Origin of the sequence: Specibacter sp. NPDC057265 (genome assembly GCF_042668835.1) — a bacterium.
Lineage (GTDB): Bacteria > Actinomycetota > Actinomycetes > Actinomycetales > Micrococcaceae > Specibacter.
This window is the reverse complement of the sequence record NZ_JBHUYE010000003.1, coordinates 1-12,799: the sequence shown is the minus strand read 5'-3', so window position 1 is coordinate 12,799 and position 12,799 is coordinate 1. Positions and strand designations below refer to the sequence as shown.

The 12,799-nt window shown below is 63.4% G+C and carries 12 protein-coding genes; 10 read left to right on the top strand and 2 right to left on the bottom strand.

What is annotated here, in order from left to right; all coding sequences use genetic code 11:
* The first annotated feature begins 53 nt into the window (after positions 1-53).
* The 6 genes from ACFUCV_RS03155 to ACFUCV_RS03130 all read left to right on the top strand — a co-directional run bounded on the left by ACFUCV_RS03155 (position 54) and on the right by ACFUCV_RS03130 (position 7,148).
* Entirely contained in the window at positions 54-938 is an 885-nt protein-coding gene (locus ACFUCV_RS03155) for a VOC family protein (RefSeq protein ID WP_380811940.1), read from the top strand.
* A 163-nt stretch (positions 939-1,101) separates the two neighbouring features.
* On the top strand, positions 1,102-2,766 hold the full coding sequence (locus tag ACFUCV_RS03150) for an ABC transporter substrate-binding protein (protein WP_380811938.1): 1,665 nt from the start codon (positions 1,102-1,104) through the stop codon (positions 2,764-2,766).
* A gap of 21 nt (positions 2,767-2,787) precedes the next feature.
* Complete coding sequence (locus tag ACFUCV_RS03145) at positions 2,788-3,759, top strand: ABC transporter permease (RefSeq protein WP_380811936.1); 972 nt, start codon at positions 2,788-2,790, stop codon at positions 3,757-3,759.
* Positions 3,756-4,649 (top strand): ABC transporter permease, encoded by an 894-nt coding sequence (locus ACFUCV_RS03140; protein ID WP_380811934.1) that lies wholly within the window; start codon positions 3,756-3,758, stop codon positions 4,647-4,649. Before ACFUCV_RS03145 ends, ACFUCV_RS03140 begins: the two co-directional genes overlap by 4 nt.
* On the top strand, positions 4,646-6,328 hold the full coding sequence (locus ACFUCV_RS03135; protein WP_380811932.1) for a dipeptide ABC transporter ATP-binding protein: 1,683 nt from the start codon (positions 4,646-4,648) through the stop codon (positions 6,326-6,328). Before ACFUCV_RS03140 ends, ACFUCV_RS03135 begins: the two co-directional genes overlap by 4 nt.
* Before the next feature lie 286 nt (positions 6,329-6,614).
* Positions 6,615-7,148, top strand: a complete 534-nt coding sequence (locus ACFUCV_RS03130) for a hypothetical protein (protein ID WP_380811930.1) — start codon at positions 6,615-6,617, stop codon at positions 7,146-7,148.
* 144 nt (positions 7,149-7,292) lie between these two features.
* Here the strand turns inward: ACFUCV_RS03130 and bcp are convergent, their stop codons facing one another.
* Positions 7,293-7,760 (bottom strand): thioredoxin-dependent thiol peroxidase, encoded by a 468-nt coding sequence (gene bcp, locus ACFUCV_RS03125; protein WP_380811928.1) that lies wholly within the window; start codon positions 7,758-7,760, stop codon positions 7,293-7,295.
* A 261-nt stretch (positions 7,761-8,021) separates the two neighbouring features.
* Here bcp and uraD point away from each other — a divergent pair, with 261 nt between their 5' ends.
* The 4 genes from uraD to ACFUCV_RS03105 all read left to right on the top strand — a co-directional run bounded on the left by uraD (position 8,022) and on the right by ACFUCV_RS03105 (position 11,461).
* Positions 8,022-8,519 carry a 2-oxo-4-hydroxy-4-carboxy-5-ureidoimidazoline decarboxylase gene (gene uraD, locus ACFUCV_RS03120; RefSeq protein ID WP_380812353.1) on the top strand — a complete coding sequence of 166 codons (498 nt, stop codon included), beginning with the start codon at positions 8,022-8,024 and terminating at the stop codon, positions 8,517-8,519.
* Entirely contained in the window at positions 8,516-8,857 is a 342-nt protein-coding gene (gene uraH / locus ACFUCV_RS03115; protein ID WP_380811926.1) for a hydroxyisourate hydrolase, read from the top strand. The genes uraD and uraH overlap by 4 nt, the downstream gene beginning before the upstream one ends.
* 2 nt (positions 8,858-8,859) lie before the next feature.
* Complete coding sequence (pucL, locus tag ACFUCV_RS03110; protein ID WP_380811924.1) at positions 8,860-9,771, top strand: factor-independent urate hydroxylase; 912 nt, start codon at positions 8,860-8,862, stop codon at positions 9,769-9,771.
* A 121-nt stretch (positions 9,772-9,892) separates the two neighbouring features.
* Positions 9,893-11,461, top strand: a complete 1,569-nt coding sequence (locus ACFUCV_RS03105) for a nucleobase:cation symporter-2 family protein (RefSeq protein WP_380811922.1) — start codon at positions 9,893-9,895, stop codon at positions 11,459-11,461.
* 89 nt (positions 11,462-11,550) lie between these two features.
* Here the strand turns inward: ACFUCV_RS03105 and ACFUCV_RS03100 are convergent, their stop codons facing one another.
* Positions 11,551-12,282, bottom strand: coding sequence for an SDR family oxidoreductase (locus tag ACFUCV_RS03100; RefSeq protein ID WP_380812351.1), 732 nt, complete (start codon positions 12,280-12,282; stop codon positions 11,551-11,553).
* Positions 12,283-12,799 lie beyond the last annotated feature (517 nt).

Below are 12,799 nucleotides of genomic sequence, written 5' to 3'. Positions count from 1 at the left end.
CATTGCTGCCACGGGCGGGCAGTGACATGCTGGAAGCTCCACGAGGAGGAAACATGCAACGGATTGTGCCCAACATCTGGTGCCAAGGCAACGCATTCGAGGTCGGAAAGTTTTATGCCGCGGTGCTGCCGCAAACCTCCAGCGAAGTGGCCATGAGCTACCCCACGCAGGACCTGCCGGATTTCCAACGCGATTTTGCCGGCAAGCCCCTGGTGGTGGATGTGAATCTTGGCGGCTGCCTGCTCCGCCTGATCAATGCCGGAAACCAGTTTCTGCCCACTCCGGCGCTGTCCCTTATTGTGAACCTGGACCCGCTGCTGTTCGACGGCGGCGAGGAGGAGGCGCGCGCTTGCCTCCACAGCATTTGGGACGCCTTCGTTGACGGCGGAGAGGTGCGCATGGAGTTGGGCGGGTACCCCCACAGTGCGCTCTACGGCTGGGTGGAGGACCGTTTTGGGGTGAACTGGCAGCTGATGCTCAGCGATCCGGCGGCCGAACGGCGGCCCATGGTGATTCCGCAATTCCTGTTCACCGGACCCCAGGCCCAGGCCCAAGCGGCCATTGAGCTGTACACCGGACTCTTCCCGGACTCCAGCCTTGGCATGAGCGTGCCCCAGGCGGCGGGCGCGGACGGCCTCATGTTTGCCGAGTTCACGCTGGCCGGGCAGTGGTTCTCCGCCATGGATGGCGGCACGGACCATGACTTCACGTTTTCCCCGGGCCTGTCCCTGGAAGTTGCCTGTGCCGACCAGGAGGAAATTGACACCCTGTGGCAGGCCCTGTCCAGTGTGCCGGAGGCCGAACAATGCGGATGGGTGGTGGACCGTTTTGGGGTCAGTTGGCAAATTGTGCCGGCCAACATGGACCAGCTCATGCACAAGCCCGGCGCCTATCAGCGCATGCTCGCCATGAAAAAAATCATCATTGCCCAATTGTGACGGCGCGGCGCATGATCTGGCCCACAGCCCGGGGCCCCCGGTCCCTGGACGGGATAAAGTTGGCGGTGGTGCCTGCTGCCGTGCACCTGCCGCCCCGGGCAGAGATTGCCGGCAGCGGACGCCGCAGCATGCTCCACTTCGCAGCTAATGCAGGAAGAAGCTCATGACTCACGCGCGCCCCTTGTCCCCCCGGCTGTTGCCGCTCGCTGCGGCGTTGGCCGCCGGCCTTGCCTTGGCTGGCTGCACCTCCGGCGGCACGGATTCAACGTCCCCTGACGACGCCGGCACCCCTGTCACCGGGGGCACGCTGGTCTACGCCTCCGGTGATGCGGAGCCCAGCTGCCTGGATCCACACGTGGGCGGCAACTATCCGCAGGCCCTGGTGTCCTCGCAATACCTTGAGACGCTTTACACCAAGGACGCCGACGGCCAGCTGGTCCCCTGGCTGGCAGAGGACTCCACCGTCTCCGACGACGGGTTGATCCGCAACGTCAAAATCCGTTCCGGCATCAGCTTCACCGATGGCACGGCCCTGGATGCCGCTGCCGTCAAAGCCAATTTTGAGCACCTTTTGGACCCCGCCACGGCCTCCTCCACCGGCTATTTGGCGCTGGGGAAAATTGAGTCCATGACGGCCGTGGATGCCAGCACCCTGGAGTTGAAGCTGACAAGCCCGGACAACGCCTTGCTTGAGTCCTTCTCCATGCCGTGGGTGGCCATTGAATCCCCCACGGCCCTGAAGCGCAGTCAGGCGGAAAATTGTGAATCGCCCGTGGGCACCGGACCGTTCAAGGTCGAGTCCTGGGACAAGCAGGATGCGGTGAACCTGGTCCGCAACACCGGCTACACGGTGCCTGATCCGGATGCAACGCACCAGGGGGCCGCCTATCTGGATGGCATCACCTGGCGTTTCATCCCCGAGGCGGCAACCCGCTTTGCGGCGTTGCAGGCCGGTGAAGTGCAGATCATTGACAACGCCCAGCCGGACACCATTGCCGCCGCCGCAGCCACCTCCACCATCAAGCACTTGGACGCCCCCCGACCGGGAGCGGCCAACCGGATTGAATTGAACTCCGCCAAGGCACCCTTTAATGACATTAAAGTCCGCGAGGCGTTTGTGCATGCCGTGAACGTGGATGCCGGCATTGACTCGCTGTTCTTTGGCACGGCCACCCGCTCGTACTCGCCGTTGTCCAGTGTGGAGCCTTTGGCGTACTCGCAGGAATCACTGTTCGCCTACGACGCCGCCAAGGCTGCAGAGCTGCTGGACGCCGCCGGCTGGGACAGCCGTGACGCGGACGGGTACCGGGTCAAGGACGGCGTCAGGCTCTCCCTGACCTTCCCGGTGAGCACCAGCCAGTCGATCCCGGCCGAGCAGTCGTTGTTTGAGCAGCTGCAGGCCACCGCCAAGGAATCGGGCTTTGAAATCAAAATCAACCTGCTGGACATTTCCAGCTGGTACGGGCAGTTGGCCAAGAATGACTACAATCTGGTTTCCGCCCCGTACACCAAGGTGGGCCCCAGTGTGCTGGCCATCCTCTTCCACTCCGATTCCACCATCCCCGCACCCTCGGGCTACTTCGCCAACCTTTCCCAGGTCAAGGATCCCGAGCTCGACGCGCTGCTGGACAAGGCCGGGGCCACCGAGGACGAGGCCCAGCGCAAGGATCTGTACACCCAGGCCCAGCAAAAGGTGTTGGCGGGCTATTACCTGCTGCCGCTGTACGATCAGCAAAACCACTTCCTGCACTCTGATGCCCTGCAGAACGTGGGCGCCACCACGGCCGTGGCCAGTCCCACGTTCTTTGACAGCTGGCTGGCCAACTAGCACCAAGAGCCACACAGTCCCATGAGCACCCCACCCGCCCCGCCCGCACGGCCCTCACCTGGAAGGTCCGTGCGCTGGCTGCTGGGCAAACTGGGTGGGGGCTTGTTTGTCCTGTGGGCTGTGGCCACGGCCATTTTCTTCGGCATCCGGCTGATCCCCGGTGACCCCGCGGAGGCGATCATGGGCGGCCCCGGCTCCCAGGCTTCGGCGGAGGCCCTCGCCGCGGCGCGTACCCAGTACGGCCTGGACCAGCCGTTGATCATGCAGTACCTCGGCCAGCTGGGCCGTTTGGTGACGGGCGATCTGGGGACTTCCTATTCGCTAAAAAGCCCCGTCCTGGAGGTGCTGGGCGAACTGGTTCCGCCCACCCTCACCCTTGCGGTGCTGGCGCTGCTGCTGGCATGGGCGTTGGCCCTGCTGCTGGCGGTCCTGTCCACCCGAAGCGGAGCAGTGGGGGCTGCCATTGCCTCCGGCATGGAAATTGTGGCGGCCGCAGTGCCGCACTTTTGGCTGGCCAGCGTCCTGATTCTGCTGTTCTCCACCATGCTGGGCTGGCTGCCGCCTGTCAGCACCGCAACAGCGGCGGGTCTGGTCCTGCCGGTGCTCACCTTGGCCTTGCCCCTGGCAGGATTCTTGGGACAGGTCATGCGTGACACCATGGCGGAGGCGCAACGCTCGGCCTTCGCCCTTTCCGCCAAGGCACGCGGGGAATCGGAGACCGGCGTCCTGCTGCGGCATTCGCTGCGGCACGCCGCGCTGCCCGGCATTGCCCTCTCCGGTTGGGCCTTTGGCTCCCTGCTCTCCGGTGCCGTGGTGGTGGAGTCCATTTTTGCCCGTCCGGGGTTGGGCCGTTCACTGCTGTCGGCCGTCACGGCGCGGGACATCCCACTGGTCACAGGCGTGGCACTGCTCTCCGCGGCCGCGTATGTGCTGATCATGGCCGTCTCCGACGTGGTGGAGCGGCTGGCCGATCCCCGGATCCAGGCACCATGAGCGTGGACAAGGCGCAGCTGCCGGCCGGGGATCCGGTCTTGGCCCAGCCGGTGCGCAGCCCATCCCGGCGCACCAGCACCAGGACCGCAAGCTGGGCCGCGCGGATCCCGGCGGTGCTGGCCGGCGTCGTCCTGATCTTTTTTATGGCAGCAGCCATTGCACCGGAACTTTTGGCGCCGCTGGACCCGCTGGCCATCAGCCCCGCCGACGCCTTCGCCGCTCCCGGCGCCGGGCACGTGCTGGGAACTGACGAATCGGGACGCGACATTTATTCGCGGATCATCCACGGCGCCCGGCCCTCACTGCTCATTGGCGCCGCCGCGACGGCCATCGGCTTGGGGCTGGCGCTGGTGCTGGGAACCTTGGCCGGTTTTGGCGGCCGCTGGCTGGATTTTGGCATTGGCCGCGTCCTGGAAGTCCTCTTTGCACTGCCCGGGCTGTTGCTGGCCCTGGTGTTCATTGCCTTGGCCGGGCCCGGTGTGACCACCACGGTGGTGGCGGTGGGACTGACCAGCGCTCCCGGCTATGCCCGTTTGATCCGTGGACAGATCATTGCGCTGCGCACCTCCCCCATGGTGGAGGCCGCCACTGTGCTGGGCCGCAGCCGGATGAAGGTTCTTGGCGTCCACATCCTGCCCAATGCCCTGGCACCGCTGGCCGTGCTGGCCACACTGGGCTTGGGGCAGGCCATTCTATGGGCCGCTTCGCTGAGCTTTCTGGGTCTGGGTTCCCCGCCGCCGGCACCTGAATGGGGCACCATGCTCTCGGCCGGACGCACGTACCTGTCGCTGGCGTGGTGGATGACAGTCTTCCCCGGACTGGCCATTGTGCTGGTGGCCGCGGCGTCCACCGTGCTCTCGCGCGCGTTGAAGTCCGGGGGCAGGCCGTGAGCCGGATCAAGGATCCGCACCCCGGGGGTCCCGTGGTGCGGGTGGAGGACCTGAACGTCTCCTTCGATGGGCGCCAAGTGGTGCAGGGGCTGTCCTTCACCGTGCACCCCGGGGAATGCCTGGCGCTGGTGGGTGAATCCGGTTCCGGCAAGTCGGTAACGGCCAGGGCCCTCATGGGCTTGGCCGGGCCAGGTTCCGTGGTGCAGGCCGGGGCCTTGGAAGTGGCCGGCCGCGATGGCCGCGCGCTTTCGCAGCGGAACTGGCGGGAACTGCGCGGGAACAAGGTGGGGCTCATCCTGCAGGATGCCCTGACCTCGCTGGATCCGCTGCGCACGGTGGGCAGGGAGATCGATGATGCGCTGCGTCTGCACTCGAAAATGTCCGCATCGGCGCGGGCCGCACGGGTGATTGACCTGCTGGAGTCCGTGGGCTTGGACGATCCTGCCCGCCGCGCCAGGCAACGCTCCGGGGAGCTTTCCGGAGGCATGCGCCAGCGGGCCCTGATTGCCTCGGCGCTGGCCCTGGACCCGGCGCTGATCATTGCCGATGAGCCCACCACCGCCCTGGATGCCACCATTGCCGCATCCGTGATGGACCTGCTGGGACAGCTCCGGCAGGCGGGCTCGGGCATGCTGTTGATCAGCCACGATCTGGCAACAGTTGCCGCCGTGGCCGACACCATAGCCGTAATGGCAGCCGGCCGGATTGTGGAGCACGGGCCCCGAACCCAGCTTCTGGAAGATCCACAACATCCCTACACGCAGGCTCTGCTGGCAGCCGTCCCGGCCGGCAAGCCGCGCTTCATGCGCCTCTCCCCGGCCCCGCCGGCAACACCGGGAGCACCGGGGGCGCCGGCTTCCGGTGCGAAGGGCCCCGCCACAGCGGTGCGGACCCAAACAACGCCCGTCCTGCGCGCCAGCGGCCTTGTTAAGAGCTTCCGCACGGGTAAATCCACCGACTTTCCCGCTGTGCGCGGCGTGGACTTTGAGTTGCTGCCAGGGCGCACCCTGGGGGTGGTGGGGGAATCCGGCTCGGGAAAAACCACCACCGCACGCATGGTGCTGGGGCTGCTCACTCCGGACGCGGGCACGGTGGAACTGTTTGGCAAGCCTTGGAGCGGCGTGCCTGAATCAGCACGCCGCAGCCGCCGCTCGGAGTTGGGTGCCATTTATCAGGACCCGCTGTCATCTTTTGACCCGCGCTTTTCCGTGGCGGCGCTGCTCGCCGATGCGCTGAGCGGCGGGGCCACCCGCAATCCGCGCGCTTGGGCGGGGCAGATCACCGAGCTGCTGCAGCTGGTGGGTTTGACCCCGGAAACAGCCGACCGCCGCCCCGCCACCCTTTCAGGTGGGCAGCGTCAACGGCTGGCCATTGCCCGCGCCCTGGCCCCGAAGCCGCAGCTGTTGATTTGTGACGAACCGGTCTCCGCGCTGGACGTCTCCATCCAGGCCCAGGTGCTGGACCTGCTGGATGCACTGCAGCAGCGCCTGGGGCTGAGCTACTTGTTCATCTCCCACGATCTTTCCGTCATCCGGCACATGAGTGACGACGTGCTGGTCATGCGCGCCGGGGAAGTGGTGGAGTCCGGAGCCACCGAAACGGTGTTCAACAATCCACAGCACCAGTACACCCGCGCCCTGCTGGGCGCAGCACCTTTGGAACACCCGCGCGGACACTGACTCGCCACAGCCGCTTCACGGCGGCCGGAAAAGCTGCCCAATGCTCCGCCGTCCAGGGCTGGAATGCTCCGGGCATGGGCGCAGGATCGTCTCCCTGGAGCAGGCGGACCTTGCCGGCACCGGCGTGAACACCGGGTCCACGGTGAACCGGGGAACTCCGCCGGCCGGGGCATCATTTACAGCAGCCGGTGGCGTGGTGGAATCAGCCCTGCGTTGCTTGCCAAAATCCGCTGAGGGAACTTCCAAGGATTTTCACTTCCCGCAGCCGGTGGGCAATCATGATGCAATGACCAATTTTCAAACAATCACGTCAAAAACCCCCCTGCACCGCACCGCCCCGCTGCTCCTGGCACTGCTGGGCTTGTCATTGTCCGCCTGTTCCCCGCAGGCCGCCCCCGCCGATCCCGCCACGGAGGACGCCCCGGCTGTGGCGGCGCCCACCACCGCGGAGGCCCCGGCCGCCTCCGCTTCCGGTTCCCCGGACGTTGCTGCGCCCGCCGCCGGGTCCGCCGGCGGGAAGGCCGTCACAGTGAACGTTCAGGGCAGCCGCAGCGAGGCTTTGGTCAAGACAGTGATTGTCAGCGCCGAAGGCAAGGAAAGCGGCGGCGAAATGAACACTGAAAAACTTCCCTACAACCAAGAGCTCACCTTGCCCGGCGATTCCACCTTCACCAAGATCATTGTGGTGGCCAAGTACGCCAACGGTGCCACGGCGGACCTGTCCTGCTCCATCACCATTGACGGCAGCTCCGTCGCCAGCGATTCCAGCAGCGGCCACAAGCCAGCGGAATGCTTGTTCGTGGAGGAAAACCACAAGTAGGCAGCCTCGGCCCCATGGCAGGGCAGATGAACGCCCCGGCGTGGTGGAATCCCAGTGATTCCACCACGCCGGGGCGTCAATTTAAGCCGCGCAGCGGCATTTTTATGCTGGCCGGTTGTGCAGGCCGGCGGCGGGAGGCTGGTGCTACAGGCCCAATTCGGTGCGCAGCCGGGCAACATGGCCGTCGGCATTGACGTTGTACTCCGCGCTGCGGACCGTCCCGTCGGCGTCGACAATGACGGTGGAGCGCAAGGTGCCCACCATTGCCTGGCCGTTGACTGTCTTCTCACCCCAGGCCCCCCACGCCTCAGCCACTTGATGGTCCTGGTCCGAAAGCAGCGGGAAGGTCAGCTGATGGTCTTCAATGAAAGCCTGCAGCGCATCCTGGGGGTCGGTGGAGATTCCCACCACGTCCACTCCTGCAGCGTGCAAGGCCGGGAGGCTGTCGCGGAAATCGCAGGCTTCGGTGGTGCAGCCGGGGGTGGCAGCCTTGGGGTAAAAGTAGACAATGACTTGGCGTCCGGCATAGTCGGACAAGCTCACTGCAGCGCCCTTTGCATCGGTCAAGGTAAAGTCGGGGGCCTTCTGGCCGGTTTTCAGCTGAGGTGACATGTCAGTCCTTTTTTCGTGATGTGGAATTATAATTTTGAAGTATGAAATGATTTTAGTTTCCGCAGGTCCGGGCGTCAATGTCGCCGCCAGGAGCGGCCCGGCGGACTTCATACTTTGAACTCGAGCAGGATTGTGTTTGACATCTCAGTTGTGATGCTATTCACTATTCATATGCTGAAATAACAGTTCCACGATGCGAAAGAAACTTTTTGCATAGCGTACACCGTGGATGCCAGCGCCGACACGCAAGGACTACAAGCAATGCTGCTTGCACACTTCAATGAAGCTGAGCCAACAGAATTACTGACCGCGCTTCGACCCTGCCTCGACATTGAACGATGGGCGCAGGAAATCATAGCCGCCCGGCCGTTCGCCGATTTGGACGAACTCCTCAACACCGCAACAACCGCTGCCGCCCCCTTCACCCCTGAAGAGGTGGCCTCGGCAATGGCACACCACCCCCGCATCGGCGAAAAAGCCTCGGGGGCAAGTGCCGAAGCGAGCCTCTCCCGCAAGGAACAGGCTGCCGTTGATCCCGCCGATGCCGCCGTCATCCAGGCCTTGGCAGAAGGCAACCGCGCCTATGAGGAACGGTTCGACCAAGTCTTCCTGATCCGGGCAGCGGGACGTTCACCCCAGGAAATCATCGACGTCCTGCACCAACGGCTGGAAAATTCCGCTGCTGAGGAAGAACTCATTGTTGCCCAGCAACTGCGTGAAATTGCAGTCTTGCGACTCGAAGGAGTGATGAGCGCGTGAGCGTCTCCCATATAACCACCCACATTCTGGATACCGCGGCAGGACAACCCGCCGCAGGTGTCGCCGTCGAGCTTTACGCCCGCGACGGCGAGGCATGGTTCCAGATTGCGACGGGCACCACTGATGCTGACGGGCGGGTGAAAGATCTTGGCCCGGAAAAACTGCAAAGCGGAAACTACCAATTGCGGTTTGACACCGGAGCCTACTTCGCCGGCATCAACACGGACACCTTCTTCCCGGAGGTATCCCTGACCTTCACAGTCAAGGAAAGCCAGGACCACTATCACGTGCCCCTGCTGCTCAGTCCCTTCGCCTACTCAACTTACCGAGGAAACTAGTCATGACCAACAACAACATCATTTTGGGTGCCAACCAGTTCGGCAAGGCAGAAGTCCGCCTGGTCAAGATCACCCGCGACACCGACCGCCACGAAATCGAAGACCTGAACGTCACCTCGCAGCTGCGCGGAGACTTCCAGGCCGCGCACCTCGATGGCGACAACGCCCACGTGGTCCCCACCGACACCCAGAAGAACACCGTCTACGGCTTCGCCCGTGACGGCGTGGGCTCACCGGAGGCCTTCCTGCTGCGTCTGGGCACCCACTTCACCTCGGAGTTCGACTGGGTCACCGGTGGCCGCTGGGCCGCGGAATCCTACGCCTGGAACCGCATCCAGGCCAAGGGCCAGGAGCATGACCACGCCTTCGTCAAGAGCAACCAGGAAATCCGCACGGCCGTGGTGGTCAAGGATGGCGGCAAGACCCACGTGCTGGCCGGCCTGAAGGATCTCACAGTCCTGAAGTCCACGCAGTCGGGTTTCTCCGGATTCCCCGTTGACAAGTACACCACCTTGGCCGAGACCAGCGACCGCATCCTGGCCACCGACGTCGCAGCACGCTGGCGCTTCAACCCCGAAGCGGTCGACGGCGACTTCGACTTCAACGCCTCCTACGAGGACGTCAAGGCGCTATTGCTCGAAGGCTTCAGCGAGAACTTCTCCCACGCCCTGCAGAACACCCTGTTCGAAATGGGTCAGAAGGTCTTGGCGGCACACCCGGAGATTGACGAAATGAAGTTCTCCATGCCCAACAAGCACCACTTCCTGGTTGACCTGTCCCCCTTCGGCCAGGACAACCCCAATGAAGTCTTCTTCGCAGCAGACCGCCCCTACGGCCTGATCGAAGCGACAGTCACCCGCGAAAACGCCAGCGATGCCGGCAACGTCTGGGAAGGCGTTGCAGGTTTCTGCTAGAAACACCCGGCATTTCCGCCAGCACTAAGCAGGCAGGCGGGGGACCCACTCCCCCGCCTGCCGCGGCAACACCCCCAGTGCGTTGCCGTTTTACCAGGGTAAGCAGACAAGGAGGTCCGCTATGACCAAGAATTCACGATCCGCAGCCGTAGTTTCCACCAGGCCAGAGGATAAAAAACTAGGAATCGGGGCAAACTTTGCCTATGGATTCCAGCACGTTCTAACCATGTACGGCGGCATCGTGGCCGTGCCATTGATTGTTGGCCAGGCCGCGGGCCTGGCATCGGCGGACATTGGACTGCTTATTGCCGCGTGTCTATTCATGGGCGGCCTCGCTACCCTCCTGCAGACCATTGGTGTACCGTTTTTCGGTTCCCAGCTCCCCCTCGTCCAAGGCGTCTCATTCGCCGGCGTGGCCACCATGGTGGCGATTGTCAACGGCGGCGGAGGATTGCAAAGCGTCTTTGGTGCAGTGATTGTCTCCTCGGCGGTCGGCCTGCTGATCACGCCCATCTTCTCCAAGATCATCCGCTTTTTCCCCCCGGTGGTCACCGGCACGGTCATCACCGTCATTGGCTTGTCGCTGATGCCGGTTGCCGCAAACTGGGCCATGGGCGGGAACAGGACAGCTGAAAACTACGGCAGTGTCGCCAACATTGGCCTCGCCGCCGTCACCTTGGCCATTGTGCTGCTCCTGAGCAAGGTTGGCAGCAGCACCATTTCACGGCTTTCCATCCTGCTGGCCATGGTCATCGGCACACTCATTGCCCTGGCAGTGGGAATGGCTGACTTCTCCAAGATTGGCGAGGGCTCGATTGTTGCCTTCCCGACCCCCTTCCACTTGGGCATGCCCACCTTCCACATTGCCGCCATCATCTCCATGTTCATTGTTGTGCTGGTGATCATGGTTGAAACTTCGGCCGATATCCTGGCAGTTGGCGAGATCGTGGAAACCAAGATCGACTCGCGCCGCCTTGGCGATGGCCTGCGCGCCGACATGGCCGCCAGCGTTGTTGCCCCCATCTTCGGCTCCTTCACCCAAAGCGCCTTCGCCCAGAACGTGGGTCTGGTGGCCGTCACGGGAATCAAGAGCCGCTTTGTGGTGGCCGCCGGCGGTGTCATCCTGGTGGTGCTGGGTGTTCTTCCCATCATGGGCCGCGTTGTGGCAGCAGTGCCCACGCCTGTGCTCGGTGGAGCCGGCATCGTCTTGTTCGGCACGGTGGCTGCCAGTGGCATCCGCTCGCTCTCCTCCGTGAGCTACAAGAACAACATGAACATGATCATCGTTGCCACGGCCATCGGCGCCGGCATCATCCCCATCGCCGCACCCACGTTCTACGACAAGTTCCCCAGCTGGTTCGCCACCATCTTCCACTCCGGCATCAGCTCTGCCGCCGTCGTGGCCATCCTGCTGAACCTGCTGTTCAACCACTTGAAGTTCGGCAACTCTGAGAACCCCTCGGTCTTTGCCGCCGGAACTGACCGGCAGGTCAGCCCCGAGGTGCTTGAATGCCTCCTGGATGGCGACCGTTGCGAAAACGGCAAGCTCATCGATGCCAACGGCAACGAGGTGCTCATCACCAGCCAGATTCCCACCACGCCCGCGGCGGCCGGTTCCACACAGGAACGTGCCTCCGCCTCGCCCCCGCTCCCTGCGGAGACGGCGGCCAAGCCCAACGCCAAGCATTAGCGTTTTCCCGCCCTGAGTGGGCCGGCGGTTGCCTCCTTTGGGAAGGCGGCCGCCGGCCAACTTGGGGCCTTGGCTGTGCTTCCTGGGGGCTAACCGCGGCCCACAAACGGCATCCCGGCGGCTGTAATGACCAATTGGCCAATGCTGGCGCTGGCCGGAAGCCCGGCCATGAACAGCACTGTCCGGGCCGCCTCCTGAACGGGGAAGGTCGGCTCCACCACCAGGCTGCCGTTGGCTTGCAAAGCACCGGTGGCGACATCGAGCTCGGCCATGATCTCCGTCTCTGTGTTTCCAATGTCGATCTGGCCGGCACTGATCCCAAAGGCCCGGCCATCGAGCTCAAGGGACTTGGTCAAACCGCTGATGGCATGCTTGCTCACGGTGTAGGCCACGGATTGTGGACGTGGCGAGTGGGCGGAAATGGAGCCATTATTGATAATCCGGCCTCCCTGAGGTTCCTGGGTCTTCATGGTGCGCACGGCTTCGGCAGCACAAAGCATGGAGCCCGTGAGGTTGACCGCCAAGGTTTCATTCCAACCGGCCAGGGAAATCTCATCAACGGCCCCCGAGGGGCCGAAGATGCCGGCATTGTTGAAAAGGACGTCCACCCGGCCAAAATGCTGCAGGGCGCGGGCAAAAAGCGCCTTCACCTGCTCGGGGCGGGTAACGTCCGTGGGAACCAGCAGCACCTTCGGTCCACTTGCAGCGCTGGCTTGAAGTTCCGATTCCCGCCGGCCCGCCAGAACCACCCGGTAGCCGGCAGAAATGGCTTCACGCGCCACGGCACGGCCAATTCCTGATCCAGCTCCGGTGATCAGCATGACTTTGCCGTTGCTGGACGCTAAGGGCCCCCCGTTGCTGGTTGACCCGTGATCGTTGTTCACTTGCACTCCTCGCTGGCGGCAGTTTCCCCCACCTTTGCCTCCGGGAGAAAAGTCCAAGGAGGGATAATTAGTTCTTGCTATATGAAAGTCACAGTAGAAGTCCGGTTAATCAGAGTCAAGATGACTCCTTCGTGACGGTTGGGGGATGCGCTCCCCCGTCCCCTAATGTCACAATATTCTCAACAGACAATATTTATTTTTCGTAGGACGATAATTTTACGAGACTTCTGATCCCAGACAGTCTCCCCAGCCTGCCCCGCCTGCCAGTAAACCCTGACAGGCATGACAACGCCGCCTCACTCTCACGGCGGCATGCGAATGCAATGTGGAAAGTGGTAACAATGCTTCAGCGAGACGAAAATTCCCATATCCGTAGTGGGTTGACCAATCAGCTGCCTGATCGTGATCCGGAGGAGACGGCCGAGTGGCTTGAGTCTTTGGATGCGTTGATTCA

Coding starts and splice junctions, on each gene's coding strand:
- ACFUCV_RS03150 (WP_380811938.1), top strand. CDS start 1,102: ATGACTCACGCGCGCCCCTTGTCCCCCCGGCTGTTGCCGCTCGCTGCG.
- ACFUCV_RS03130 (WP_380811930.1), top strand. CDS start 6,615: ATGACCAATTTTCAAACAATCACGTCAAAAACCCCCCTGCACCGCACC.
- ACFUCV_RS03140 (WP_380811934.1), top strand. CDS start 3,756: ATGAGCGTGGACAAGGCGCAGCTGCCGGCCGGGGATCCGGTCTTGGCC.
- pucL (WP_380811924.1), top strand. CDS start 8,860: ATGACCAACAACAACATCATTTTGGGTGCCAACCAGTTCGGCAAGGCA.
- ACFUCV_RS03145 (WP_380811936.1), top strand. CDS start 2,788: ATGAGCACCCCACCCGCCCCGCCCGCACGGCCCTCACCTGGAAGGTCC.
- ACFUCV_RS03105 (WP_380811922.1), top strand. CDS start 9,893: ATGACCAAGAATTCACGATCCGCAGCCGTAGTTTCCACCAGGCCAGAG.
- uraD (WP_380812353.1), top strand. CDS start 8,022: ATGCTGCTTGCACACTTCAATGAAGCTGAGCCAACAGAATTACTGACC.
- ACFUCV_RS03100 (WP_380812351.1), bottom strand. CDS start 12,282: ATGCTGATCACCGGAGCTGGATCAGGAATTGGCCGTGCCGTGGCGCGT.
- bcp (WP_380811928.1), bottom strand. CDS start 7,760: ATGTCACCTCAGCTGAAAACCGGCCAGAAGGCCCCCGACTTTACCTTG.
- ACFUCV_RS03155 (WP_380811940.1), top strand. CDS start 54: ATGCAACGGATTGTGCCCAACATCTGGTGCCAAGGCAACGCATTCGAG.